Source organism: Oceanobacillus rekensis, assembly GCF_002153375.1.
Lineage (GTDB): Bacteria > Bacillota > Bacilli > Bacillales > Amphibacillaceae > Oceanobacillus > Oceanobacillus rekensis.
The window spans coordinates 284,988-311,251 of record NZ_MTBQ01000004.1; the positions used below are offsets into that span (position 1 = coordinate 284,988).

Sequence of the window (26,264 nt, forward strand, 5' to 3'; positions counted from 1 at the left end):
TCGTACCGAAGTGAAGGAAGTCGATCAGTCTGGGCGCTGAAGCGAGACGTGACTGTTTATATCCAAGAATTAATTGCCGCCAAATTACTACAATTTTTAAATGATTGAAAATTAGTAAACTTATGCTCTTGAGCGTCAGTTATATCTCCCAGGTATCAGAATTAATAGGCTGTTGGTATATTTCTAAATCAATACGCCCTGACCCACTTACCTTAATGCCTTCATCTTCAAGCCGTAATTTTTGTTCCAACCGGGTCTCGTTGTCCTTCATGGCGATCTGCCCTTTCGCATTGATGACTCGATGCCAAGGCAAATCATGCTTCCTGCTCATGGAATGGAGAATTCGCGCAACTTGTCGAGCTGCACGGGGATTGCCTGCAAGTTTGGAAATTTGGCCGTAAGTCATAACCTTTCCCGCTGGTATTTTCTGTATAATCTGTATAACGATTTCTGTAAATGGGTTCATCTGTTTATTTCCAATCTATTCAGGCCTCTCCCTTGATTGAGGAAAGCACCCAGGTATTGTTATAAATGAGGACAACTACTCACCAATATATACAAATTTTACTTTGTATATTCTACTATATGCAACAGAAAATAACATATAGCCATACAAAGGAGGATCCCATGGATAAACAACGTGCACAGGAAATTATGGAATCGATTGCGATGGTCAATGTGAATTACCATGGCATTCCAGTCTATATTCAAGCATTGGACCAAACTAATAACACAGCCACAGTATTTCCACTTGATAACATGAATCATGAGCAATCTGTTGAGTTAACTGGACTTGAGGAAGTTAAAATAGGAAAATAGCGATACAGCCTGTTCAGAATTGCATTTTGGCTAACCCTTAATTTGTGAACTTCCTCATTTCTAAAGTTTCTGCTACCTGCATAATTTCTATTGGGGAGAATGCTCACTTTACAGAGGTTCTCCCTATGATACTTCGGTGCCATTCTGAATATATACACGTGGTACTCGCTTCCCAATCAGACATGCTGCTTCATAATGGATTGTATTCATTTGATCAGCTACCTCACCGAGCGAAATATAACCATCTGCCGGTTCGCCAAATAGTGTTATAATGTCACTCGTATGGATGGTACCTATCGCTGTTACATCAATCATTGTCTGATCCATACAGATTCTTCCTACAATTGGGGCGTTCATGCCTTTAACAGTGACTTTTCCCGTATTAGATAGCTGCCTTGAAAATCCATCTGCATAGCCAACCGGTAAGGTGACAATGGTCGATTTTTTATTCGGAGTATATGTGCAGCCATAGCTGATCGGTTCTTCTGCCTCCAGACTTTTAATCATAACAGGTTTAGTTTTAAAGCTCATTACCTGCTTCAATTTGATTTTCCCCTTTAGTTGGTCACTAGGATATAGTCCATATAAACTTATCCCGACACGCACCATATCCATATGGAATTCGGGATATACAATGGTACCTGCACTGTTGCAACAATGTTTAATTGATATATTCACATCATGTCCTTCCAAATAGGCAATAACCGTTGTGAAATGTTTAAACTGCTTATATGTATAAGTAGAATCAAGGTTATCCGCTTCAGCAAAGTGCGTAAAAATCCCTTCAAGCATGATCTCAGGGGCAACTTTTATGGATTGGCAAATTCGGAGAGCTTCTTGTTGATCACGTATTCCAATCCGATTCATCCCACTGTCAATTTTGAGATGGACTTTTGCTGTTTTGTTGAATGCTTCTGCAGCATTCTTAATTTCTTTTATGGATTCATCTGAAAAGATGGTGATTGAAATATCATGCTTGACTGCTTCCCGAACCGCAGTTGGGGGTGTGTAGCCCAAGATAAGGATGGGTGTACGGATTCCCGCTTCACGAAGTTTCAAGGCCTCGTCCAAAAAAGCAACACCCAAATAATCTGCACCAGATTGAATGGCCGATTTCGCTACTTCGACTGCTCCATGACCATAGCCGTCTGCTTTCACTACTGCCATGAGTCGACTATTTTTCCTTATATGCTTTTTGAATGATTTTACGTTCGCTTCGATAGCATCCAAGGATATTTCTACCCATGTATCGCGGTAACTTCCATGATTCATGAAGTTTTCCTCCTTCACTTAAAACTTTTTAACCGAACCCTTTGAACAATCGCTTTTAGTCATTTTACCATTCCAAAAAGTGAATTCACAACGCTTATGATTATATTTTTATCGGCGATACAGCATCGCAAACTGTATCGCCTCTTTTTATTTATTACTTTTTTCTTTTTGCTTTTGGGATATTAGATAGCTTTTTTGCTGTTGGTCAGATCCTGAAGTCATGCTTCGTATAGAAGATGATGTCTGGTCTATTTTTTCCGACAAATAATTGGTACGTTCAAATAAAAGACCTCTAAAATAGTCAATCTGCCTCGTTATTTTTTCCATTACTGCTTCCTGATTATCCAATCTCAGCGTAAACTTTTCATTGGAACCACTTTTTGCGGCTATTTCCTCAGACATTTTTTCCTGAGCATTTGTCTGTTCATCCATCTTTAAAATTAGCTGATCGTTTGCCTCTGTAATACTTTCCAACATTTTCTTGACCATTTCTTGTGAAGATTTTAACTGTTCAAGCTGACCCATCACTTGCTGTTTTGATAATTTCTCTACTTCGAATTGGTTTTGAAGCATTTGATGACTTGCATCAGCTTGTTTTAATTGATCCATAACCTGTTGTTCCATTATTTCATGATGCGCATTCATCTGTTGCAACTGGTTTAATTGGCTTCTTAATTCTTCCCACCTTGTAGAATGGTTATCTTCCTGCTCGTCATATCTATTCGATAGCTCATGAAACGAACGTAATAGTGTCTTGTTTACTCGTTGCTGCTCCTGGATTACTTCAGATATATGGCTTTTTATAAAATATCCCTGATTGGGTGGCAGTATATTTTCCATATTTTTATACATGTTTTTATGGTTTGTATCATTAATGTATAATCCCATTGATTTGCACTCCTTATCCATTACTGCTTCTATCCTATGCATTTCTCAAACCATGTGGAAGTAAAGAAAAACAGCCATCTTTGATAGCTGTTCTAAGGATTTTAAATTATAGAAATTAATGTTGATGGATGGAATGCAGGACATCTCTACTAGCTACTGTACTCGGCAATCTACTGCCTTTCACGCTTTCTTAGATGGAGGAATAAATTTCAGGTAGGTGGTTACACATTTGCTTATAAATTACCTTTGCTTTGGTGCAATGTTTCACGGTAGTTCTTAAATGCCTTGACGAATGCCTCCGGAGATGTCCTTAATATATAGGAATATACCCCGTTTGTTGTATGTAAATATAATAATCCGCCATCACTACCGATAAAGCGATAAGAGATATCCAGAACATTTTCTATTAAAAACTCTCTATGCTGGGTCACAATTTTTTCATCATATAAATAAATCATTCGCTTCTGTTCAATATCTATTTGATCCAGACTGCTTACTTCCCGAACAATCTTTACATACGCCTGCTCTGCTATCAAATTCATCATAACCCTCCATTACATGACACCGTGCTTCCTTTTATTTCGTATCTTTTAGCTCTCTGCAAGGCTAAGGTGATTCATTCTCCATTGCAGCCATTGATGTTCACGAGTCTTTCTAGGAAGAAACTGACGAATATCATCTTCATGGTAGCCTACCTGGAGTCTCTTAGAATCGACAATAATTGGACTTCTTAGTAGTCTTGGATACTCCTGAATTAATTCGAGTAGCTCTTGTAGTGGCAATGATTCAATATCAAGATTCAAATCTTTATACACTTTTGACCTTGTAGAGATAATTTCATCTGTCCCCTCAACGGTCATTCGTAAGATACTTTGAAGTTCATGAACCGTTAATACATCTCTCGTCACATTTCTTACGACATAATTAATATTATGTTTGGTAAACCACTGTTTAGCTTTTCTTGTGGACGAACAGGCAGCTCCATAAATAGTTACTGTCATATATCATACCCCGTTTTCAAAGTTAATTTTTGAATTTGTTTAAAGATATTCCCTGTAATACTTTGTTTACTACATCTCAATGTGACACATCGTCATCTCTGTAATTCTAATGATAAATAACACAATGTCATATGTCAATATGTTTCATGACAAGGTGTCACTTTTATCATTGAAATTTGTCTAATTTATGACTGAAATATTCAGGGTACATAATCATTCTTTATTGTTCTTCCCTATTCTTTAAAACTTTAATCCTTAACACACTATTTTTTTATTAATTGAATCAGGAAAGTTACTAATCGCTACTTTTACAATTGCAGGAAAAGCCCCTGCAAAAAAGCAGGAGCATGTTAAACCGTTTAAACCATTACCTTGCAAATATCATTTGTGAATTCCACAGGATCATTGATTGGCAGCCCCTCAATAAGCAACGCCTGATTGTACAAAATATTTGTGTACAATTTCAACTTATTTTCATCCTTCTCTAGTAAGTTCTTTAATGTCTGGAATACGTCATGGTTTACGTTAATTTCCAGTACTTTATCAGCCTGAATATGTTGGTCATCAGGCATCGCATTAATAATCTTTTCCATTTCAAGGGAAATTTCCCCGTCTGCAGTTAACACAACCGGGTGAGATTTTAATCGCTTGGATGCACGTACGTCTTTCACTTTATCAGTTAGAATTCCTTTCATTGCTTCAAACAAATCTTGGTTTTCATTTGCCTCTTCTTCCGTTGTATCTTGATGATCATCTTCAAAACCTAGGTCACCACTTGATACGGATTTGAACTCTTTTTCGTTATAGTTCATTAGCATCCTAATTGCAAACTCATCAATTTCATCGGTGAAGTAAAGAATTTCATATCCTTTATCTGCAACCATTTCGGTTTGTGGAAGTTTTGCAATACGCTCATTCGATTCGCCCGATGCATAATAAATATATTTTTGATCTTCAGGCATTCTGGAAACATATTCCTCCAGTGTGACGAACTTCTTCTCTTTGGAAGAATAAAACAGGAGTAAATCCTGCAGCAGATCTTTATTTTGTCCATAATCACTGTAAACACCGAATTTCAATTGCTGACCAAAAGACTTATAAAATATTTCGTATTTTTCTCTATCATCCCTTAGGACGCTGAGCAATTGAGTTTTAATTTTCTTATTGATACTTTTAGCGATTATTTTTAGTTGTCTATCTTGTTGCAGCATTTCTCGGGAAATATTTAGCGAAAGGTCCTCAGAGTCTACCATCCCCTTAACGAAACTGAAGTAATCTGGAAGCAAATCAGCACATTTATCCATAATTAATACACCGTTGGAATATAGCTCAAGCCCTTTCTCAAATTCTCTTGTGTAATAGTTATGTGGCGCATTTTCTGGAATGTAAAGAATAGCATTATAACGCACTGCACCATCCACATTAATATGAATATGTTTTAATGGTTTATCAAAGCCGTAATGTTTTTCATGATAGAAGTTCTCATAATCCTCATCTGTCAGCTCACTCTTATTCTTTTTCCAGATTGGAACCATTGTATTGATCGTTTGTTCTTCGATGATATCTTCATATTCATCTTCACTGCCCTCTTTAAGCTTGCTTTCGGTTATATCCATTTTAATTGGATAGCGAATAAAATCGGAGTATTTCTTAATGATTTGTTTTAGACGGTATTGCTCCAAAAACTCATCATAATTCTCTTCTTTTTGGTTCTCTTTGATTTCCAATGTGATTTCTGTACCAACTTCTTCTTTTTCAGCAGGTTTGATCGTATAGCCATCAGAACCTTTTGATTCCCAAATGAACGCTTCATCACTATCGATAGATCTGCTGATTACGGTGACTTTATCCGCTACCATAAATGCAGCATAGAAACCTACACCAAACTGCCCAATGATATCATGGCCATCTTTAATCTCATTTTCTGATTTAAACGTATGGGAACCACTTTTGGCAATAACTCCAAGATTACTTTCCAAATCTTCCTTCGTCATTCCAATACCAGTATCAGTAATCTTTAATGTCCGATTATCTTTATTTGCATCAATCTTTATGTAATAGCTGTCTTGATTGAATGTTAAATTATCATCTGTTAATGCTTTATAGTAAATCTTATCAATTGCATCACTCGCATTGGAAATAAGTTCTCTCAAGAATACTTCTCGTTGCGAATAAATCGAGTTAATAACCATATCCAAAAGTTTTTGGGATTCTGCTTTAAATTTTCTTTTACCCATTATTTTCTCTCCTTCATAAAATCTATCTTTTAGCACTCTCGATAGCAGAGTGCTAACCCTATACTTTTAATAACATATTCACTTTTAACTGTCAATTATAATAGCCGGACCGATGGATATGAATGTATAATGAAACTTATAAAACGCTCTGGAGGGAATCATATGCTAAAAAAGTGGTTAGATGAAGCTAACTATACGGTTGTTTTCACCGGTGCAGGAATGTCGACAGAGAGTGGACTTCCTGACTTCCGCTCTTCCAATCAAGGATTATGGCGGCAAAAGGACCCGAGTGAAATAGCAAGTACAGATGCATTGAATACTAACGTAAACGAATTCATAGAATTTTATCGTGAGCGCGTACTCGGTGTGAAGGAATATCTTCCACATAAAGGACATTACATCTTGGCTGAATGGGAAAAGCAAAGCAACATCCAGTCAATTATCACACAAAATGTGGATGGTTTTCACCAGTTGGCAGGTAGTAATCGTGTTGCAGAGCTTCATGGTACATTACAAGAATTACACTGCCAACGTTGCGGGAAAATTTATGACAGTAACGAATATGTTAAAAAAGAATATCACTGTAATTGTGGTGGGGTTCTTCGCCCATCCATCGTATTATTTGGGGAAACATTGCCAGAAGAAGCGTTTCAACTTGCACTTTCCGAAGCACAAAAAGCTGATTTATTTATCGTGTTGGGCTCCTCATTAAGCGTAACTCCAGCAAATCAGTTTCCTCTAATTGCCAAGGAAAGTGGAGCGAAATTAGTTATTGTCAATCAGGAAAAAACGGAAATGGACCTTTATGCAGATCAGGTTGTAAACGATAGAAAAATAGGTGAGCTACTGCAGGAATTAAATATCTCAATATGAAGCAAAGGAATCTCTTAATCTAAAGGAGATTCTTTTGTCTTTAGCTTAGGCTCTTTGATTAATGTTTGGGATGCGGTTACTCGCCCCATCGAAAAGAACTGTTGCTTTATAATACTCGCACGGAAAACTGCGACATAACTTTAAGCTTATTCACAAAAAATTATGCTATTGCCGCCGTCCGGGATCGCTGCGGGCGGATGCATTCCTCGGGCACGGCCTCAGCCCCGAAGAGAAAACCACTCTTCTGGTCTTCGGACACGTACTGTTCCCGCAGGAGTCACCACCCTCCGCTCACCCGGACTTTTGAAGCTTTATGATGAGATTTTTATAACAATCACTAATGCAGTTAATAGTTTATAAACTCCAAACCAGCTCTGGGAAATATACGAAGACTCCTGCAGGAGGAAAGGCATAGATGAGACTCTGAAATGCGTTAGCATGAAGAGGCTCACCAGCCGCCCTAAGGTGCGCAAAGTATATTCCCCAGAGCGGTCGCCGAAGTTTCTACATACCTTATAGAAATCAACCAGCAGTTACTTCGCAGTTTATATCTTTTGTGGCAATAGCAACTATCTTTTCGGTGGACGAACCCTTGATGCAGTCCCAATCTATCAGAAAACAGCTCTAGCTTATTAGGCCATCCATTTCGGTGGTGTGTTTTTATCCCAATAGATTTCTCCAATATCATGGTGCTCTTTAAATCCTTCACTACTTAAATGATAGTGGAAATTAAAATAGTGCCCTTCCAATGGGCGGTTATCACGTCGGACATGAAACGTTGCGACATCCTCTTCTTTTTGATGATCATACACGTTAAAGATTCTTTCACCATACCCTTTTGCAGGTTGTTCTGTAATCGCGAAATATGTATAATCAGTTTCCGCGTTTTCTTCCACTATTGTATGGATTACTGCTTCGATATTCGGTAAAATGACTGCCGTAAATTCATCTTCCACTTGGCTGGCAATTTTAGGGCCAAATTTAGTAATTGTTTGTTCTTTTGCTTTTTCAGTAAGTTGATTAATCACATAGTCTTTACTATAATCGATGTCAAAGTCAATCTGTTTTGCTTCCATCGAATCGGAAACAGCTTCATTTACAGCTGCTTTTGAAGAAACATTATCATTGCTGTCTTCTGCATCTACTTCTAATAGAGTTGTCGGCGTATACAAACCTAATGTTAAAATCGTAATAAAAACAACCGCTATTTTTCTCATCCAAAGTTTCATCGGATTTTCACCTTCTCATGTAGCATTCTTAATTAAATTTTACCACGCTAGAAAAATATGTCTATCTTATTTTTGACCTTTACTAAAAATTTACATAATTTATCCACTATAAAAATTTGTCGATTTTGAATCTACAAAAATTCATCAAATTTTGTTATCGTTCTATGGAATAATTAACGAATGAGGAATGCCTTATTTCCATTTTTTTCGGGGAGATTAAACTGTATTCTTTTTAGAAGCCTCCACATAGCATGAAGGCTTCATTCATTTCCTTTATCAATTACTTACAGATGACGGGAAGAAACGATCTTTCAGCCTGGTTGATATAACCTCCAAAACAATCGCAATAATGAGGATTGCATAAGTGATAAATCCAACCTCTCGAAGATCGAAATAGAATCCTGATGCCATAAATAATTCAAATCCTATCCCACCTGCACCTGCTGCTGCTCCCATTGCAACAGCAACGCCGAAGTTAATTTCAAACCGCAAAAAAGTCCATGATAATAAATAGGTAAATGTGGAGGGTAGTACGCCATGTGTGACAATATGCCACCAGTTGGATCCAGTTGCCCGCATTGCTTCCAAAATACCTGGATCGACTTCCTCAAAAGCCTCTGAGAAGGCTTTAACTAGATAAGCTATCGAGTGAAACAACATCCCAAGTATAGCCGCTTCACTTCCGAGTCCAGCTGCTATCGCAAAAATTAGTACCCATAATACTGTCGGTACGGCACGAATAAAGGCTACAACTACTCGCACTGTTTTGGAAATCCATGGTTTGGATAGATTTTCTGCAGCCATAAAGGATAAGAAGAGGGCAATAATTCCTCCAATAATTGTTGCTAAAACACCCAAACCAACCGTAATACCAATTTGGTGAAATGCTTCTCCCCAACTGAAATGATTCAAAGTCGGTTCCAGAAACATGACTCTTAAATTATAAGCAGTTTCCGTGATCGCTCGTACCAGCTGTAATCCAGTATAATCAAAGAAGAAAAAAGCCATTATTGATAAAACCGTCAGCATGAAAATTGTCCACTTAATCACCAGGTCAATTTTATTTCCCGAACGTATATTTATTCGGCCATTCTTTGTTCTTTTTATGTACGCTGTATCGATTGTTTTTATTGTTTCTGTTGTCTCCATTATAGAATCACCTTCCGTATTCGGTTTGAAATCAAATCAATAACAATGACGGCGATGACAATTGTAAAAGTAACGAGTGCAACAGCATTATAGTTTAACGTTTTATAATACAGGTCAAATACATATCCAATTCCAGTACCTGTTAAAATTCCAACCAATGTTGCACTCCGTATATTTGTTTCAATCATGAATAGAATCCAGCTAAGCATTTGTGGCAGGCTTTGTGGGATAACTGCCTTGTTAACAATATGGAAATAGTTCGCTCCAGTTGCTCGTAATGCTTCCACTGAACTTACACTTGCCTCATCAATCGATTCAATAAAAGCCCTCGTTAGGAAACCTAGTGTCCCAACAAATAATGCCAGAAATCCTGTTATTGAATTTTGACCGAATGAAATCAGCAAAATAAGTGACCATGCCACAACTGGAATATTCCTTGAAAAGGAGGCAATAAACCTGGCGATAACACTAAAAACATTATTAACCTTTGTCGTTTTCGATCCCATTAAACCTAAAAATAAGGAAACAACTGCTGCAAGCGTTGTTGCTGCGATGGACATAAAAATAGTTTCGTTTAATTTAACTAATATTGTAGGTAATTTCTCTAATGATTCCTGGGTAATAAACAAATTTGCAACAATCCAGCTCAATGCTTGCGGAATGGTTGCAAGACCTTCTATAAAATTAAACTCGGTAATTGTCGCTGATGCATACGTAATGACGATTATAATTATTAGGGAAATCATAGGGATCCATCTGCTCTGTCTCATCTTTTTATCATTCACGTTAATAGCTCCTTATAGAGGTTGTTCAAAAGTACGGTAAAAGGAAGCGTCGAACTTCGATCCACAGGACGTGCTAGTGTCGGAGCTATAACTAAGCTTTTCGACGGAGCGAGTAACCGCAGTCCCAATGTTTTCGGTGGGACGAGTAACCGCAGTCCCAAGACGCCTGAGAAATGAGCTGACCTCTCCTTTTTACCCTCCCTTTTTGAACCCGCATTTATACTGTTATTAATTCCCTCAGCTCTGTTCCGTAAATATGATTAATCTGTTCTTCACGAAGCAATCGGCCCATTCCGTCAAAAACAATTTCACCTTGTTTCAAACCAATGATTCTGTCAGAGTAATCTTGAGCTACTTCCACTTGATGTAAGTTCACCAGGCATGTAATACCCATCTCTGTAGTAATGGACTTTAAGTGGTCCATGATAACCTTTGAGGAGTTTGGGTCAAGAGAAGCAATCGGTTCGTCACAAAGGATCAGTTTCGGATCTTGTATAAGTGCCCGGCAAATTCCAACTCGTTGCTGTTGCCCACCACTTAATTGATCACAGCGTTTATAAGCATGATCTTCAATACCAAGTTTTTGAAGCAGGAAAAATGCATGTTCCTTTTCTTCCTCTGTGAATCTGCCTAATATACCTTGCATTGTCGTTTTATAACCAAATCTACCATGAAGTACATTCTCGATTACCGTTAAGCGTGGTACTAGATTATAATGCTGGAAAACCATTCCAATATCGGTACGCAATTTTCGCAGTTCTTTTTTCTTTAATGTACCTACGTCAAGATTATTAAAAAGGACCCTGCCCTCATTGATTTCAACCATTCGATTAATACAACGTAAAAGCGTGGACTTACCTGCGCCTGATGGGCCAATAATGGAAACAAATTCACCTGTTTTCACTTCAAAATTAACATTCTTTAATACTTGGGTTTCCGATTCATAGGATTTCCCAAGTCCTTCAACTTGTAACAACGTCATGTTAATTGGCTCCCTTTTTATTTATTTAAAGGCTCTTTGATTAAATTTTATTGCTTATTTAACTTCGCTGTTTCTATAAACTGCGAGGTAAATGATAACTATAAGTACGTGCTTTTCGCAGGAGTCACCGCCCTCCGCTCACCCGGACTGGTGAGGCTATAAGATGCTTTTTCAGCTATTAGCAAGTATAGTCATTGTCCTGTAACCCTCTAACCAACTCTGGGAAACACACGTAGACTTCTGCGGGACGAGAAGCATCGGTGAGACAACGTAGCGCTTTAGCGCAAGTTGGCTCACCAGCCCCCGCGAAAAGCGTAGTGTATTTCCCAGTGCGGTCGCCGAAGTTGTTTATCTCGACAACGGGGTAGATAACAACAATCCATGCGAAAACAGCCTTTTTAAAAGATTAAAGTATGCATGCACTATTCGTACATGCATACTCTACAAAGCTCAGTGTTTATCGTTACTATTCTACTCGTTTAGTTGGAAAGCTCACGAATCGGGTTAAACCATTCGTCTTCAACTTCTACAAATCTTTCATCTGCTGATTTGTGGAATAATCCCGGATTTCCTGAATCTTCAGGTACAAAGATTTCCTCATTGTTTGCAACTTCATCCGAAGTAAATAATTCTTGCAACGTATCAAAGTCTTCCTGACCTAAAACATCTAAATTCGCTGCAAAAGGTGCATTAAGTACTGGAGTTACACTCATTAATGTAAATTCGCTACCTGTTACGGTGTTGAATGGTTCTGCTGCATCGTCCTTAACTTTGTAAACAGCACCTATTGTATTCACATCACCTTCAGCAACTTCTACATAATTCTCTACACAAGTATCACAAAATGCTGCTACATCTGCAGTACCATTAAGTAAGTTAACGGCTGATCCTTGGTGAGAACCACCAAATAATACCTGGGAGAATAATGGCCCACCTTCCATTAAGTCTTCCTCTGTTAAATCTGCATACTCCTCTTGTTCAGAAAAATGAGCTAGGATACTTGATGATGGCACTTTAAATCCAGATGTTGAGCTGTTTGATACAAACGAAAAGCTTTTATCTGCGATTGTATCAACTGAAAATTCACCGTCTACTTTGAAATCCTCTTGGTTCTCGACATTCACTGCTAACCAGCTATGATATACAGCATCATCTAATGTACCTGATTCTCCCGATGGTACGACTAAAGGCGTGATCGCATCATTGCCATTTTTAGCTTCGATATATCCTTGTGCCCCCATAAATGCCAAATCTGCATTATTATTAACCAATGTTTCAATCGCAATTGCATAATCTGTCGTTAAATGATGTTCTACTTCCTTACCCGTTGCTTCTTCAATGACACTTCCAATTTCATCACGAGAAGACTTCATATCATTACCAGATTCATTTGGATACCAAACAATGTCTATAACTTCATCTACTTCTGCACTTCCACCCTCAGCATTCCCACTTGAACAAGCAGCTAACATTAAAGCAAATACGAAAAGCATTCCAACTAAAAAGTTATTCCTTTTCATCATCAAATCTCCTTTTCACTTTTTTATTTAGACTTGCCTACTTACCTTTCTCCGGGTGACCGATTGAAGGAAGCAATAAATTAAATCGTATAGCTTACCCAGACATGTACCATTTAAACATAATTTTTTGGGGAAAATCGGATATTTACAATGTCTTAACAGTAAATTAAGAAAGTTTATATTCACAAAACATTTGCATATCTGGACTGGTAATATCCCCAATAGAAATAGCTGTTCCAAAGGAACCATGATAATCTGTTCCACCTGTCATGAAAAGACGGTACTTTATAGCTAATGACTCCACTCTCTGCATATCCTCTAGATCATGGTCCATATGATTACGCTCAATACCGCTAAGTCCAATGTCAACAAGTTCCGGAATTATATCATAGGAGTCCAGCTGACCTGGATGGGCAACAACCGCCAACCCGCCATCAGCTACAATAGCATTTACAGCATCAAAAACGTCTACATACTTAATATCACCTGCTGCCACGCCTTTCTGTTTAAACAGTTGTTTATAAAGCGTTTGATACTTCTCAGAAGAAAAAGATTCCTTCGTCAGATGCTGCATAATATGCTGCTTATAAACTGCCATACTTGGTTTTGCAGATTCCATGATTTCTTGCGTCTCAAGCATATATCCGGCTGCTCTTATCTGTTCGATCTGCCATAGGGAATGCTTATTCCGGCGTTCCAGTATTGGCTCACAAAGCGCTTTGATATTCACTGCATCTGGATGATAGTTGTATCCAAGCACATGGACCTTTCGATTCCTTTTAAAGTCATATGCTGAAATTTCTATTCCTGGTATAACTTCAATTCCATGTATATCGCCTTGTCGTCGTATTTCCTCGAGTCCCTGGACCGTATCATGATCTACAAAGCTAATATGTGTCACACCGTTTTGTTTTGCTAGGCTCATCACTTCCAGGACTGAACTTGCGCCATCTGAATAGGTACTATGAACATGTAAGTCAGCTTTCATTCGAAATACCAGCTTCCCAAATCAATTGTCTCGTTTTCATATCGAAGACCTTATCACAAAGTCCTTCCATAAATTCAATATCATGGAAAATACCGACTAATGTTGTCCCATCCGCTTTTAATTTTTCAATGATTTCACGAACTTTTATTTTTGACTGTTGATCCAAACTTGCCGTTGGTTCATCGAGCAATAACAGCCGCGGCTTTTTTACTGTAGCCATCGCTATATTCAAGCGTAATTTTTCCCCGCCGGAAAATGTATTCGGATAGGTATCCCATAGTTTTTGATCAATTTCAAAATGGTTTAATGCTTGTTCCGCTTCCATTCGTGCGACCTTTTCAGTTGTACCCATTTCAAGTAGTGCCTTTTCGACAAGTTGCCTTGATGTAGTTCTAGGCATTACATTTAAAAACTGAGATACATAACCAATTTCATATTTACGTAAATATAATATTTCTCTTTCCGAAGCGTTACATAAATCGATGCTGCCAAAACGTTCAGAATTAAAGAAGATCTGACCAGTATCAGGTAAATAGGTACGATAGATACTCTTCAAAATGGTTGATTTTCCACTGCCACTTTTTCCTACAATACCAATGAATTTCCCCCTTCCCAGCGAGAAATCAATATGCTCAACAGCATGCATCGTTTTATTTAAATGATGAATCGTAAATCGCTTACCAAAATCAACTACTTCAAGCATTGGCATTAGGTTACCCCCTCTTTATTTAATTCGATAATTTGTCGTGGTAATAACCGCCCCATTTACCATTGTTGTCGTAAGCATTGGATAGCCATCGTCCATTCGTTCTATAATGAGTAAATCAGCTTTTTTACCACGCTTTATCGAGCCTATTTCATCGTCCATTCTTACTGCTTTTGCCGGGTTTAACGTGACCATCATAAACATACGGTGCAAATCATTCCCATACTTTTCATTTAGCTCGAATATTGCATGTAATAATGCTGCTGGATAGTAGTCACTGCACAGAATATCAACACAATCGTGTTTAATTGCTTCAGCTGCGGATAAATTCCCTGAATGTGACCCGCCTAACAGCACATTTGGAGCTCCGGCAATTGTTTGTAGTCCCATTTCTTTGGCTTTTTTAGCAACTTCTAACGTAATTGGAAACTCGCTAATCGTCGTTCCAAATGATTTTACCAAGTCTAATTTGCTTATATTGTCATCATCATGTGATGCAACAGCAATCCCTTTAGCAAGTGCAATTTCTGCAACATCTTTTATTTTTTCAATGGTCATAAATGTCGAGCTTTGGCGTTCTGCAATAATCGTTTGAACATCGCTGTCGGTCAGGTCGCGATAACCTTTTAAAGTATCCCGATATACTTCTAAATCTCTATACTGTCCTTGTCCTGGCGTATGATCCATAAATGATAGTAAATGGACCTTATCATTTTCAATATTTTCAATAAGGCGGTCAACCTCGTCAATATTGTCTATTTCAAACCGGGCATGCAAGCGATGGCGGATCAGATGCAATTCGTTATGTGTTGCATCAATCGCATCTACTAAACGCTGAACATTCTTCGGATAGCGCATCGGCTTATGTGTAAACACGTCTTCCCGATAAAAAGAAAGCGAATGAAACATCGTTGTAATTCCATGACTGATTAATATTTTTTCTGCCTCTCTTAAACTAATATTGATATCCATCATGCTTGTCGGTCGTGGCGAGACGATTCCCTCAATATAATCAGAATGAATATCTATAAAACCAGGTGAAATATAACCACCCTTTGCATCAATCAGCTTTGCGTTTGGATAATCAGATATCCTCCATTGGGGAATAATTTCCTGGATAACCTCACCTGCAACGACAATCGCATGATTATCTAAAATTTTCTCTTCTGCTATAATTTTTCCATTATGAATGATATACACCGTGACTTTTCCTCCTATAATAGTGAATAGACTAATTGTTGCGTGTAAGCATGTTGTGGGTCCTCCAAGATTTGGTCTGTCAAACCTTCTTCAATGATGGAACCATTCAACATAACAATAGTACGATCTGCAAGCATACGTATAACTGCTAAATCATGGGAAACAACAATCATACTGATGCCTAATTCCCGTTGCAGTCTTTTGATTAAATCCAGTACACTCGCCTGGACAGATAGATCCAGACCTGTCGTCACTTCATCTAAAAAGAGAATTGGTGGATTGTTCGACAGTGCCTTGGCAATTTGAACCCTTTGCTGCATACCACCGGAAAAATTCCGAGGCTCTTCTTTCATTCGAAACAAGGGGATATGTACGCTTTCCAACAACACTTTACTCGTTGCTTCCATTTCAGATACATTGCGATTTCCTGCTTCAATCAACTTCTCTGCAATATTTCCAACGGAGGAAAAATTCATTTTCAACCCATGTACAGGGTTTTGGTATACCATGCCATATTGATGGTTTCTTATATAGCGCTTTTGCTGCCTGGACAATTCAAATATATTCTGGTCTTTTAAGTCGGGTTCACCATTGATATAAACTTCACCTGACGTTACATCTGCATCAAAATATAAGCATTGCATCATGGTAGATTTACCACTGCCGCTTTCACCAACTATTCCTAATATTTCTCCGGGAAATAAATCAAACGATATATCTTGGCAAGCATAAACAGTGCCACAGGCCGGACAATAATTTTTCTCTAAATTTCTTATAGCTCCTTGCATGCAATGCTTGCATCCATCTCCAAATTGTTTTTCTAAATTTCGCACACGTAGTATTGGTTCTTCATACATAGCTGCCTTCCACCTCAACTTTTTCTACCGCATTTAACCGATCCATACAATAGCTCGTATCATTACATTGAAAAAGGCTTTCACCTGTTTGATTATCTGCCAATTCATCCAAAAAGACGTCTGTTGCACCACATAAGTGGCAGTGCTTGCCTTCAAACGATTCAACTGTAAATGGATAGTCATCAAATGCCAGTGACTCCACATCTGTAAAAGGTGGTATGGCATATATTTTCTTTTCTCTGCCTGCACCAAGAAGAATTAATGCTTCCGACTGATGCATTTTTGGATTATCAAATCTTGGAATTGGACTAGGTGCCATTACATAACGATTATTCACATATACTGGGTGGTCCGCTCCAGTAGCCGTTCTTCCATATTTCATAATTTGTTCAAAAAGCATTAACCATGCACCACTATAATCATTCTCTGAATGGAGGATTTTTGTCATGAATTCTCTAGCCTCTACCTTCCGAAGTGGCTCCGGTTCTGGAACTTGTAAAACGAGAATTTGTTCTTTCGTTAACGGCACCTCTGGAATACGGTGCCGCGATTGAATGATCGTTGCATCTTGTGTGCGTTCTACCAGTTCTACTCCTGTCGTCGAATGAACTAGTTTCTTAATGCTCACTGCATTAACAGATTCATCTGCACCTTGGTCAATGACTTTTAGCACATCGCTCTTACCGATAATCGACAGTGTAATCTGTAATCCTCCTGTTCCCCAACCACGTGCGATTGGCATTTCCCTGGAGGCAAATGGAACCTGATATCCTGGGATGCAAACAGCTTTTAAAATGGCACGCCTTATTTCCTTTTTGGATCCTTCATCGAAAAATGCAAATTGCGTTTTAGTCTTCATTTATATGTCCCCCTTTCTTTACTTGACGGACACTATCCAATTTCGATTGGAATGTAACATAATGTGGTAATTTTAAATGGGACATAAAACCTGTTGATTCAACCGAATCGATGTGCAATAAAACAAACTCCTCGTCATGTGTGGGAAAGTTCGACTCTGGGTCTTCCAAACATTGATCTAGAATACTCATTGCAATTGCCTTTGTTTCGTTTTGCCCATAACAGACGCCATAGCCAATTTCAAATTCCAACTCCTGTTCATTGTTTTCATTTTTGACTGTAACTGGAACGAATGATTCCACTTCTGTTATGGTAATATCACCAATGTAAAATTCATCCTCCATATTCTGTTCCGCTTCATTTGGATGAGATACATAAATTGGCAATGACCCGACACGAACTTCACCAACGGTAGGATGTACTTGTCCATAACCTCTTAAGGATGCATAACCAAGGGACGTCACTGCGCCTGTTTGCCCCCGTGTTAGCACTTGTAATCTTGCACTACGAGATGCAGGAAAATGTAAACTCTGTTTCGTTATATCTGTTGGCGGTGTATTATCGGCTTCATAGTTTTCAAATAAACCTTCCTCACGCAGATAGTCGACCACCTTAGGAAAATATGTAACACTTTCCGCTGCTTCGATTGTTTCTAATTCTTTTAAATAGTCATCCAACCACTGTTGATTACCTTCTGCATTTTCTTCTATTAAATCAAAATCGAGTAATCGATGTGTATAGTCTTTTGTTGCACCTAATAATTGGCCACCCGGTATATCTTTAAAACTGGCTGAAATACGCCTCTCAACAAGCATTTCCTCAGATTCAACCGTTTGGCTGTAATAGAGTCTTGGTAATGTAGAACGATGTGCGCGCATAAGGAACACTGCTTCTTCCATGCTTCCCTCTGCCTGTTTAATCGCCAGTGCGGCGAGATATGGTGAATACAAACTACTTTCAGACATAACTTGGTCAACCATACTTCTCATGGAAGACAGAATGGTGTTGATTTCGATTATTTCCTCACCTTTTAAGCGTTCATACTTTAACCGCTTAATGGAGGCCTCAATTGCATTTGTTCCACCCTTTACTGCAACATAGCCCATTAGTCCACCTCCGTCATTTCTATCTTCGTCGTTCGGGGCACACAGACAAGCTGTGCTTTTTCGTCTGTAAAAATCATGTCAATTCCTAATGGATATTCCTTCGTGCACTCATTTCTTGTTTGCCACAAAGCTTCTGTAAAGCTCGCCTTTAGTGTTGATGTCGTTTTAATTCCCGGACCCGATAATAGGCGGCCCCTTTCATTTGATAGTGGTGTGCTTTCTATAATCCATGTTGAAGATTTTTGAGGATCTATTAAATTACCAATTTTACATTGCTCCATACAATCGATAATCTCTGCTTCCGTATCCTCACGTAATATAATGATAAAGTCAGCTTCACTAGCCGGAGCATAGCTTGCCAGTGTGTATTCAGAGATTTTCTCAATTAGATCCTGGTTATTCTTTGAAAGGATATGAAATGTAACCTCTGCATCAAGAAGTGTCATCGCACAAATGAATGTTGCATCATAACAAGGCAGATTGTGACCCGCCCTTTCGACGGTTTCCTGAATGAATGAAATCGAACCCGGGCGTGACATACTATGCAATAATTCCCGATAAACCGCCTGTAAATCATGTACTTGATCAATCGCCATACTTTTCTCTCCTCTCTGTATTTATTTAGACGTCCATTGTTTGAAAGTCCACCTTCGTTTCAAATAGTTCCGCTTGTTTCTTAGCCCGCTCCCGAGTGATGTTTCGTTCAGCTTCCAAAAGTCTGGGCTCCCATTCTACTGTTTCGGGTAAATCGGCTTTATATGCCGCATCTATAATCGCTAAATATTTAGCAAGTTCTTCCTGTATACCTGCGACAATTCCAATTCCGAGATTGCCCTTAATTTCCACCTTTGCCTCCGTCACAAGGACCTCACCAATATAAAATAAAGAATTCTTCGCAGACTCACGCATTTTGACCATCGTAAGTCCATATTGCGGGGGAATAATTTCCTGACATTCGTATGTAGTTATAATGGATTCAGCAAGGTTTTCAGCCAATAAGGGATCACCTTGAATCAGAATTTCTGTTCTTCTGCGCCTCTTCATTATTCGATGTAACCTCCTTTATATAACTAGCTTAACTTGTCGCCAAGTTCCCATGTTTTAAGTTTCTGTATGATATTTGTAAATCAGCTTAACAATTGACATAAAAAAACAGGTAGGAAACCAATACGGATTCCTAACCTGTTAACAATCTAGTCCATTGTTATATCATATTTAAACCTATCACTTCGGTATAAAACCTTAGTATGTTCCAGTAATTCTTTTGAATGTCCATCCATACAATTACTCTCCACGACAATGAGGGGAACCATACTTTTACAACCAAGCATTTGCTGCTCATCAGAGGTCGGAAAATTAATGCTTAGCAATGTTTTACTGCTTGAAAAGTCTTTATGTCCAAGCTTTCGGTAATACGCAAACATCGATTCAATTGTCGGACCGTCTTCCTTAATCATTGGAAATTTCGATTCACTTACAAATGAATAATGTATCGCGATCGGTTCACCATTTATATAGCGTAGCCTTCCAACCTTATAGATGCTATTCTCTTCATTCGCATGTAAAATCTGATAAATGTCAGGGTCAAATTTAATTTTTTCACAATAAATATTCCTTGTTTCCACATCATAGCCTAATTTCTTCATCTTTTCTGTGAAACTGATTTTATCAGTTAAATGCAATTGAATTTGCATAGATCCTTCTTTTAAATATCTCCCTTTTCCCTGATTTGAGTAGATATAACCTCGTTCCTCTAATTTAGTAAATGCATTCCTTACTGTTATTCTCGGTACATGATAATGCATTGCAAGTTCATTTTCAGAAGGAAGCTTTGCACCAGGTTTTAATTCTCCCGTCGCAATACAGCGTAGAATATCATCAACAATTATGGCTTCTTTTTCAGCTGAAATAAAAATCTACTCCCTTACTCGTTTAATCTCACTATTTAAAGTATGACTCTTTCGATTATATTATATCTAAGATAATTAGGAAAAATATAGGTATTCAGGTTACGGGCCATTTTCCCTGTAGTGATAGTACAAAATAATCTCTATCATAGATTATTAAATGTTTAGTAGAACAAAAGTAACGGATTAATGTGATTTGTTTAAATATTTACACAATAACTTAACACTAAGTTAAAAAAGTTGCTTTATACTGTAGAAGAGTCAAATTTTTTAGGAGAGGTGATTAGGTTGAAACTGAAAAAGTTAACAGTAGGCATGATGATTGCTCTTCTTTCTGCAGGCATTTTGGTAGGCTGTGGAGCTGAAGAAGAAGAGCCAGTAACAGAGGATCCAGCGACTGAAGAACCGGCAACTGAAGAACCTGCATCCGGAGATCCAACAACTGAAGATCCGGAAACTGAAGACCCAGCAGAACCGGATGAAGAGGAAGAGGAAGAAGCAGAATAAGCGTATAGTTTACTTAAGAAGCCTTCACTTCACGTGAAGGCTTCTGTTTGGATTTTTTATTTATTTTATGGGACTATGTCATTTCTTTTCGGGCTTTCTCCTATATAAATTGCTTTTCCCCAATAACTCATTTGCAGCATCCTGGAATGCACCTACAATTAATTGAAGTTTGTCTTTAACATGCAGAATATCTTCCGCTGCTAATTAAAAGTACACGTACATTTGGAATTTAGTTGATCAATTGTTTTATTATATCTTTATTGCGCTTTTTAAAAATTTCATTATGTGAAGAGACCATTCCGACTTTTTCGGCATCCGGTTGGATAAACTGCTTTGCCTTATTAACTGCATTTGCAGCATCTTGAAATGCTCCTGCTATTAAATTCAGCTTGCCATCATGATGCAGAATATCACCGGCAGCATATAAGCCAGGAACCGAGGACTCGCTGCTGGCACTACCAGTTATATAATAACCATTAGCGATTTCTATATTTAGTGGACTATTGTTCAAGAAAGATGTATCACGTTCATAGCCATGATTAATAATAACCTCATCGATAGGCAGTAAAACAACTTCTTTTGTTTTATTATTTGTAAGTTCGACGTGTTCGATTAATTCATTATTCTTCGATATTAATTTTGTAATGGAGCAATTGAAATAACAGACTGCTGAACTATTGTTGAGTCGAGTAACTTCTGCTTCATGGCCTGACAAAACATCTTTTCGATAAGTAAGATAAACGTTTTTTGCAATGTTTACTAATTCATTTGCCCAATCAACCGCCGAATCACCACCCCCAGAGATGATTACCGTTTTATCTTTAAACCGTTGCATTGATTTTACTGTGTAGTTTAAATTTGTTACTTCAAATCTTTCAGCACCCTCTATCATCAGCCTTTGCGGATTTAAAATACCGCTACCAACAGCTACAATCACTGTTTTTGAGAAATGCACGTTTCCAGAAGCTGCTGTTAAAACGTATATCCCTTCCTCGTTTTTATTGATGGATTCAATTTTTTCATTGAGGCAAACAGAAGGATTAAATGTTAGACCTTGCTCAACAATTTGATCAATTAATTTCGAACCTTGAATTGGAGTTAATCCACCGATGTCCCAGATCATTTTCTCCGGATAGACATGCACCTTTCCACCAAGCATTGGCTGGTATTCAATAATTTTAGTCTTCATTTCCCGTAAACCACTGTAAAAAGCTGAATATAGCCCTGCAGGACCTCCACCAATCACCGTTATATCAAATATTTCATCTTGCTTCACAAACATTCACTCCTTTAAAACACCGCGATTGATTATCATTCTCATTTAATAGTTTATTTTTGTCAAGCGTTTACAGCATCATTTATGTATTGACAAATTAAATAAATAACCCTATAGTTTAGTGTATCTTATGATAATGATAATCATTATCATTGGTTACTTTGGCAGATAGGAAAATATAAAACTTTCTTTCTGCATAAGCGCAACTAAGAAATGAGGGTTCTGTATGTCTCGTCTACAGACGGATAATATCAACATCGGTTATGGTGAGCAATTAATTGTAAAAAATCTTAGTGTTACGATTCCAGATAAAAAGATTACAACCATCATTGGGGCAAACGGCTGTGGCAAGTCAACATTATTAAAAGCGATTACAAGAATTATTTCACATCAATCCGGATCAATTGTTTTAGATGGAGAGGATATATTAAAACAAAATACAAAACTCCTTGCAAAAAAAATGGCAATCCTGCCTCAGACAACGGAAAGTGCAAACGGTCTAACTGTTGGTGAACTAGTCTCCTACGGTCGTTTTCCATATCAAAGTGGATTTGGCCGTTTGAAACAGAAGGATTATGAGGTTATTGATTGGGCACTAGATGTCACCGGAACTGCGGAATTTAAATTTCGTCCAGTGGAATCCTTGTCAGGGGGACAACGCCAACGCGCATGGATTGCTATGGCATTAGCACAGGAAACCGATATTATTTTCCTTGATGAACCTACTACCTATTTAGATATGGCACATCAGCTGGAAGTTTTAGAACTTTTACAAAAGTTGAACAGGGAACAAGGGAGAACGATTGTCATGGTGCTTCATGATTTGAATCAAGCAGCCCGTTTTGCTGATTCCATTATTGCTTTAAAAGATGGGGAGATTGTGAAAGCAGGAGATGCTGAAAAGGTTCTTACTCACGAGGTGCTGGAAGAAGTTTTTCAAATCGATGCTGAAATAGGAAAAGACCCACGAACAAATAGACCAATGTGTATCACATATAATTTAAAAAAGAAGGAGATCGGAAAATGAAAAGGCGATTAATACTTATCCTACTACTGTTTGTATTGCTAACAGGCTGCAATAATGATCCGAAAGCTTCCGAGAGCAATAAGAATGCTTCAACAGAAGGAAGCACATCGGAAACCATTATCTATGAATCTGAAAACGGACCGATTGAAGTTCCTGCCGATCCACAGCGGGTTGTCGTTCTTTCGTCCTTTGCAGGTAATGTGTTGGCTTTGGATGTAAACCTTGTTGGGGTTGATTCCTGGGCTAAAATGAACCCTCAATGGGAAGACGAATTAAGTGCCGTAGAAGAGGTTACTGATGAGAGTCTGGAGAAAATTATTGAATTAGAACCAGATCTGATTATTGGGCTTTCAAACATCAATAATCTGGATAAATTAAATGAAATTGCTCCTACAGTAACTTTTACTTATGGCGCAGTGGACTATTTAACACAGCATCTTGAGATCGGTAAGCTTCTAAATAAAGAAGAAGAAGCCAATAACTGGGTTACTGATTTCAAACAACGGGCACAAGAAGCCGGAGATAAAATCCGTGCGGAAATTGGTGAAGATACAACGGTCTCGGTAATTGAGAGCTACGATAAACAACTATATGTATATGGCGACAACTGGGGACGTGGTACGGAGATTCTTTATCAGGAAATGGATTTAAAAATGCCTGAAAAAGTGGTAGATGCAGCACAGGAAGCAGGATATTATGCTCTGTCTGCGGAAGTCCTTCCAGAATTCGTTGGTGACTACATGATATTCAGCAAATTTGATGAAATGGACAATTCATTTACCGAAACAGAAACATATAAAAATATACCAGCTGTAGCTAACGATCGTGTATTTACAGTTAATGGCTACGAGTTTTACTTTAATGATCCTCTTACATTGGATTATCAGCTGCAATTTTTTAAAGACGCATTCCTTGGTGAATGATTAGGGAAAGAATACTAGAGCATAGAAAAGATGGTAATCTATGAAAAAACATTTACAGCGAACAACCCCATTTATTTTTAAACTGATAATCATTTTGTTGGTTTTTATAGGAATGTTTATCGCTTCGATCGCTTTTGGTGCAGCTGATATTAGTATCCATGATGTATGGAATGCACTTTTTTCTACCACATCAGGTAGTGATATTTCTATCATCCGTGAAATTCGCCTCCCTCGTGAAGTAGGGGCTGCATTTGTTGGAGCTGCACTGGCAGTTGCGGGTGCCATTATGCAAGGGATGACAAGGAATCCACTTGCAGACCCCGGCTTACTTGGACTCACATCCGGTGCGAATGCAGCATTGGCAATTACAATTGTATTTATTCCAACGGCAAATTATTTTGGGACGATGATAGCATGCTTTATCGGTGCTGCAATAGGAGCCTTAATGGTATTTTTTATCGGTACTTCTGCACGCAATGGCTTTTCCCCTTTTAAAATCGTGCTTGCTGGTGCAGCCGTATCAGCTTTCCTGCAGGCAATTGCAGAAGGCATCGGAATTTATTTTAAAGTCTCCAAAGATGTATCGATGTGGACTGCCGGAGGACTGATAGGTACAAACTGGGGCCATCTTCAACTTGTTATTCCTTTTATTACCTTGAGTATCCTGATTTCTATGATGCTTTCAAGACAGCTTACGATTTTAAGCTTAAATGAGGAAGTCGCAGTCGGATTAGGGCAACGAATCGTTCTCATCAAAGCTGTTCTTTTTATCATGATTATACTCTTGGCAGGATCAACAGTCGCCTTAGTCGGAAATATGACTTTTATTGGATTAATGGTACCCCATATTATTCGGACCATTGTAGGTACAGACTATCGTTATATTATTCCAATGTCGGCATTTGCTGGAGGTATATTGATGTTGATTGCTGATACACTCGGGCGGACAATAAATGCACCCTGGGAAACACCAGTAGCTGCCATTGTTTCGATCATGGGTTTACCCTTCTTTCTATTGATTGTGCGCAGAGGGGGTAAAGCATTCATATGATACATCCTAAATGGTTAAAAAAACAGCGAGTTCTATTATGCCTCTTAATTATTCTGATCATTTTTACGGCTTCAATTGGGATTGGATTCGGTGTTGCTGCTTTAGATTATAACCGTATTCTTCCTACCTTATTAGGGGAAGGTTCATTTAAAGAATCATTTATTTTATTCTCTGTTCGTTTACCACGGGTTATTATTACAATACTTGCAGGGATGGCACTCGCCTTGTCCGGAGCAATTCTTCAGAGCCTGACAAGAAACGACCTTGCTGATCCAGGGATTATTGGTATCAACTCAGGTGCCGGAGTTGCTGTAGCCGTATTCTTTTTATTTTATCCCATACAGGCAGGCTCGTTTGTCTATATGCTACCATTGGTTGCTTTTGCAGGAGCAATTATAACAGCTCTTTTCATCTATCTTTTTTCTTATGAAAAAAATACGGGATTACAGCCAACCCGCATGATTCTTGTTGGTGTAGGGTTCTCCATGGCATTATCCGGAATTATGATGGTACTCATTTCCTCGCAGGAACGGGAAAAGGTGGATTTTATTGCCAAATGGCTGGCTGGGAACATTTGGGGAGCGGATTGGCCATTTATTTGGGCAATCCTCCCATGGCTAATTATTCTCATTCCCTTTTCACTTTACAAAGCTAATCGATTGAATTTACTCGGCTTAAGTGAATCTGTGGCAATTGGTGTTGGAATCGCCATTGAAAAAGAGCGTATCTTCCTTTTAATTACAGCTGTGGCACTTGCCTCCTCAGCAGTATCCGTAACTGGGGGAATCGCATTTATTGGACTGATGGCTCCTCATATTGCAAAAGCATTAGTAGGACCACGTAATCAATTGTTTATACCTGTAGCCATTCTCTTAGGTGGTTGGTTATTATTAGTTGCAGATACAGTAGGGAGAAATATCATGGATCCGGATGGTATACCAGCAGGGATTGTCGTCGCACTGATTGGTGCACCCTATTTCATCTATTTATTATTGAAAGACAGATGAATTTTATTTCTCCCTATTTAATCCTAACATCTAAATTTCATTATATTATTAAAAAAACTAGTAATATGACTTCTAAAGTTTTATAGTTTTAGATAG

General features: G+C 38.3%; 28 protein-coding genes. 7 read left to right on the forward strand and 21 right to left on the reverse strand.

What is annotated here, in order from left to right; translation table 11 throughout:
• Window positions 1-139 precede the first annotated feature (139 nt).
• Complete coding sequence (locus tag BV906_RS12140; protein ID WP_087973799.1) at window positions 140-466, reverse strand: MGMT family protein; 327 nt, start codon at window positions 464-466, stop codon at window positions 140-142.
• A gap of 161 nt (window positions 467-627) precedes the next feature.
• Between BV906_RS12140 and BV906_RS12145 the strand changes: the two genes are divergently transcribed.
• The gene (locus BV906_RS12145; RefSeq protein WP_087973801.1) at window positions 628-819 is read left to right on the forward strand and encodes an H-type small acid-soluble spore protein; all 192 of its coding nucleotides are present in this window, start codon (window positions 628-630) and stop codon (window positions 817-819) included.
• A gap of 123 nt (window positions 820-942) precedes the next feature.
• On the opposite strand, the gene alr is transcribed toward BV906_RS12145, so the two are convergent.
• The 5 genes from alr to htpG form a co-directional block, all read right to left on the reverse strand.
• Window positions 943-2,091 (reverse strand): alanine racemase, encoded by a 1,149-nt coding sequence (gene alr / locus BV906_RS12150; protein WP_087973803.1) that lies wholly within the window; start codon window positions 2,089-2,091, stop codon window positions 943-945.
• Window positions 2,092-2,238: 147 nt separating this feature from the next.
• The gene (locus BV906_RS12155; protein WP_087973805.1) at window positions 2,239-2,979 is read right to left on the reverse strand and encodes a hypothetical protein; all 741 of its coding nucleotides are present in this window, start codon (window positions 2,977-2,979) and stop codon (window positions 2,239-2,241) included.
• 233 nt (window positions 2,980-3,212) lie between these two features.
• Entirely contained in the window at window positions 3,213-3,521 is a 309-nt protein-coding gene (locus BV906_RS12160; RefSeq protein WP_087973806.1) for a hypothetical protein, read from the reverse strand.
• A gap of 48 nt (window positions 3,522-3,569) precedes the next feature.
• A complete protein-coding gene (gene spx, locus BV906_RS12165) occupies window positions 3,570-3,980 on the reverse strand; it encodes a transcriptional regulator Spx (RefSeq protein WP_087973808.1) in 411 nt (136 codons plus the stop codon).
• 359 nt (window positions 3,981-4,339) lie between these two features.
• Window positions 4,340-6,217, reverse strand: coding sequence for a molecular chaperone HtpG (htpG, locus tag BV906_RS12170; RefSeq protein WP_087973810.1), 1,878 nt, complete (start codon window positions 6,215-6,217; stop codon window positions 4,340-4,342).
• 162 nt (window positions 6,218-6,379) lie between these two features.
• Here htpG and BV906_RS12175 point away from each other — a divergent pair, with 162 nt between their 5' ends.
• Entirely contained in the window at window positions 6,380-7,090 is a 711-nt protein-coding gene (locus BV906_RS12175; protein ID WP_087973812.1) for an NAD-dependent protein deacylase, read from the forward strand.
• A 632-nt stretch (window positions 7,091-7,722) separates the two neighbouring features.
• Here BV906_RS12175 and BV906_RS12180 read toward each other — a convergent pair.
• The 14 genes from BV906_RS12180 to BV906_RS12245 all read right to left on the reverse strand — a co-directional run bounded on the left by BV906_RS12180 (window position 7,723) and on the right by BV906_RS12245 (window position 20,386).
• Entirely contained in the window at window positions 7,723-8,319 is a 597-nt protein-coding gene (locus BV906_RS12180) for a YpjP family protein (RefSeq protein WP_087973814.1), read from the reverse strand.
• Between the two features lie 276 nt (window positions 8,320-8,595).
• Complete coding sequence (locus BV906_RS12185; RefSeq protein ID WP_087973815.1) at window positions 8,596-9,468, reverse strand: ABC transporter permease subunit; 873 nt, start codon at window positions 9,466-9,468, stop codon at window positions 8,596-8,598.
• Entirely contained in the window at window positions 9,468-10,253 is a 786-nt protein-coding gene (phnE, locus tag BV906_RS12190; protein ID WP_087973817.1) for a phosphonate ABC transporter, permease protein PhnE, read from the reverse strand. The genes BV906_RS12185 and phnE overlap by 1 nt, the downstream gene beginning before the upstream one ends.
• 217 nt (window positions 10,254-10,470) lie before the next feature.
• Complete coding sequence (gene phnC, locus BV906_RS12195; RefSeq protein ID WP_087973819.1) at window positions 10,471-11,235, reverse strand: phosphonate ABC transporter ATP-binding protein; 765 nt, start codon at window positions 11,233-11,235, stop codon at window positions 10,471-10,473.
• A gap of 479 nt (window positions 11,236-11,714) precedes the next feature.
• Window positions 11,715-12,758: a PhnD/SsuA/transferrin family substrate-binding protein gene (locus BV906_RS12200; RefSeq protein WP_425435195.1), complete on the reverse strand. Its 1,044-nt coding sequence runs from the start codon at window positions 12,756-12,758 to the stop codon at window positions 11,715-11,717.
• A 163-nt stretch (window positions 12,759-12,921) separates the two neighbouring features.
• Window positions 12,922-13,743 carry a PHP domain-containing protein gene (locus tag BV906_RS12205; RefSeq protein WP_087973822.1) on the reverse strand — a complete coding sequence of 274 codons (822 nt, stop codon included), beginning with the start codon at window positions 13,741-13,743 and terminating at the stop codon, window positions 12,922-12,924.
• Window positions 13,733-14,452 (reverse strand): phosphonate C-P lyase system protein PhnL, encoded by a 720-nt coding sequence (gene phnL, locus BV906_RS12210; RefSeq protein ID WP_087973824.1) that lies wholly within the window; start codon window positions 14,450-14,452, stop codon window positions 13,733-13,735. The genes BV906_RS12205 and phnL overlap by 11 nt, the downstream gene beginning before the upstream one ends.
• A 15-nt stretch (window positions 14,453-14,467) precedes the next feature.
• Window positions 14,468-15,649: a phosphonate metabolism protein PhnM gene (phnM, locus tag BV906_RS12215; RefSeq protein WP_087973825.1), complete on the reverse strand. Its 1,182-nt coding sequence runs from the start codon at window positions 15,647-15,649 to the stop codon at window positions 14,468-14,470.
• A 14-nt stretch (window positions 15,650-15,663) separates the two neighbouring features.
• Complete coding sequence (locus BV906_RS12220) at window positions 15,664-16,506, reverse strand: ATP-binding cassette domain-containing protein (protein WP_087973827.1); 843 nt, start codon at window positions 16,504-16,506, stop codon at window positions 15,664-15,666.
• Window positions 16,499-17,365, reverse strand: a complete 867-nt coding sequence (locus tag BV906_RS12225) for an alpha-D-ribose 1-methylphosphonate 5-phosphate C-P-lyase PhnJ (RefSeq protein WP_087973829.1) — start codon at window positions 17,363-17,365, stop codon at window positions 16,499-16,501. Before BV906_RS12225 ends, BV906_RS12220 begins: the two co-directional genes overlap by 8 nt.
• Window positions 17,355-18,470: a carbon-phosphorus lyase complex subunit PhnI gene (locus BV906_RS12230; RefSeq protein WP_087973831.1), complete on the reverse strand. Its 1,116-nt coding sequence runs from the start codon at window positions 18,468-18,470 to the stop codon at window positions 17,355-17,357. The genes BV906_RS12225 and BV906_RS12230 overlap by 11 nt, the downstream gene beginning before the upstream one ends.
• Complete coding sequence (phnH, locus tag BV906_RS12235) at window positions 18,470-19,066, reverse strand: phosphonate C-P lyase system protein PhnH (protein WP_087973832.1); 597 nt, start codon at window positions 19,064-19,066, stop codon at window positions 18,470-18,472. Before phnH ends, BV906_RS12230 begins: the two co-directional genes overlap by 1 nt.
• Window positions 19,067-19,091: 25 nt before the next feature.
• Window positions 19,092-19,514 (reverse strand): phosphonate C-P lyase system protein PhnG, encoded by a 423-nt coding sequence (gene phnG, locus BV906_RS12240; protein WP_087973834.1) that lies wholly within the window; start codon window positions 19,512-19,514, stop codon window positions 19,092-19,094.
• A gap of 149 nt (window positions 19,515-19,663) precedes the next feature.
• Window positions 19,664-20,386 (reverse strand): GntR family transcriptional regulator, encoded by a 723-nt coding sequence (locus tag BV906_RS12245; RefSeq protein WP_342744386.1) that lies wholly within the window; start codon window positions 20,384-20,386, stop codon window positions 19,664-19,666.
• A 279-nt stretch (window positions 20,387-20,665) separates the two neighbouring features.
• On the opposite strand from BV906_RS12245, the gene BV906_RS12250 reads away from it, so the two are divergent.
• The gene (locus tag BV906_RS12250; RefSeq protein ID WP_087973838.1) at window positions 20,666-20,884 is read left to right on the forward strand and encodes a hypothetical protein; all 219 of its coding nucleotides are present in this window, start codon (window positions 20,666-20,668) and stop codon (window positions 20,882-20,884) included.
• A 229-nt stretch (window positions 20,885-21,113) separates the two neighbouring features.
• Here BV906_RS12250 and BV906_RS12255 read toward each other — a convergent pair whose 3' ends face one another.
• On the reverse strand, window positions 21,114-22,166 hold the full coding sequence (locus BV906_RS12255) for an NAD(P)/FAD-dependent oxidoreductase (RefSeq protein ID WP_425435196.1): 1,053 nt from the start codon (window positions 22,164-22,166) through the stop codon (window positions 21,114-21,116).
• A 220-nt stretch (window positions 22,167-22,386) separates the two neighbouring features.
• On the opposite strand from BV906_RS12255, the gene BV906_RS12260 reads away from it, so the two are divergent.
• The 4 genes from BV906_RS12260 to BV906_RS12275 are packed head-to-tail and all read left to right on the forward strand — an operon-like array spanning window position 22,387 to window position 26,168.
• A complete protein-coding gene (locus BV906_RS12260; protein WP_087973840.1) occupies window positions 22,387-23,187 on the forward strand; it encodes an ABC transporter ATP-binding protein in 801 nt (266 codons plus the stop codon).
• Entirely contained in the window at window positions 23,184-24,110 is a 927-nt protein-coding gene (locus tag BV906_RS12265; protein WP_087973841.1) for an iron-hydroxamate ABC transporter substrate-binding protein, read from the forward strand. Before BV906_RS12260 ends, BV906_RS12265 begins: the two co-directional genes overlap by 4 nt.
• 40 nt (window positions 24,111-24,150) lie before the next feature.
• The gene (locus BV906_RS12270; RefSeq protein ID WP_087973843.1) at window positions 24,151-25,161 is read left to right on the forward strand and encodes a FecCD family ABC transporter permease; all 1,011 of its coding nucleotides are present in this window, start codon (window positions 24,151-24,153) and stop codon (window positions 25,159-25,161) included.
• Window positions 25,158-26,168 carry a FecCD family ABC transporter permease gene (locus BV906_RS12275; RefSeq protein WP_087973845.1) on the forward strand — a complete coding sequence of 337 codons (1,011 nt, stop codon included), beginning with the start codon at window positions 25,158-25,160 and terminating at the stop codon, window positions 26,166-26,168. The genes BV906_RS12270 and BV906_RS12275 overlap by 4 nt, the downstream gene beginning before the upstream one ends.
• Window positions 26,169-26,264: the final 96 nt, after the last annotated feature.